An 813-nucleotide genomic window follows, 5' to 3' on the forward strand; every position below is an offset into this window, starting at 1 on the left:
ATATTAACCTTGGACTTATCACGACTATCGCTTGTTAAAGCGTCTATTATTTCCGGGCTGATTACCGCTGGGCTAGACCGCCTCCTGTGGAATAAAAACACTTAGTTATTTAAAATAACCGTCCCACACTGCATTAAATTGTTTTATAAAATTTAAGTTTTAAAAACCCAGTTTCATCATCAAATATAATTTTTGAATTTTCTAAGCGTTTATAAAACCGCTTTTGTTTTTTATCTTTTACTTTATTCAATAAATCTTTATGTTTTTCACAAGTTCATAAAAGTTTATTTGATAAAAATTCTTCGGTAATGAATGATACTGCTTTATAGCAGTTATCAATATCACAAATTTGTTGTTGTTTATTAATTGTCATTACTTACTCCTTCCTTTTTATTAAGTTTTTTTATTAGCAAATTAATTAACTGAAACAGAGAAAGGACAACACCTTAAATTAGGAGAAAAACAGGTACACTTTGTAAATATTTCTAAGATATTTAATAAATGTGTAATACAACTTTTAAAAAGTTAACAAAAGTTGTGATAAAAAGTTTCTATTTTAAGAATTTAAGGTGTTGTCCTTTCTCTGAATCAATAAATAATTTGGTTTTATAAATAAAAAACAACCCTTTTATTTAACAAGAGTTGTTTTTTGGAGCTTCATCGTACACGATGCCTAATGAAAAAGTTTGTATTTTTTCTAATAAATTTTTGTTATATTAGTGGTTCAATGGTTTTGTTTAGTTTAATTAGACTTCTTGCATAACCTAGTTATTTTAAAATTCCTATAAAATATATTTAAAATAGAAATTATAG

General features: G+C 25.5%; 1 protein-coding gene. It reads right to left on the reverse strand.

Annotated features, from left to right (window positions below; all coding sequences use genetic code 4):
• Nucleotides 1-133: 133 nt before the first annotated feature.
• Complete coding sequence (locus tag EHU54_RS06050) at nucleotides 134-373, reverse strand: hypothetical protein (RefSeq protein WP_400249499.1); 240 nt, start codon at nucleotides 371-373, stop codon at nucleotides 134-136.
• Nucleotides 374-813 lie beyond the last annotated feature (440 nt).

Origin of the sequence: Spiroplasma sp. ald (assembly GCF_044714355.1) — a bacterium.
Taxonomy (GTDB): Bacteria; Bacillota_I; Bacilli_A; order Mycoplasmatales; family Mycoplasmataceae; genus Spiroplasma; species Spiroplasma phoeniceum.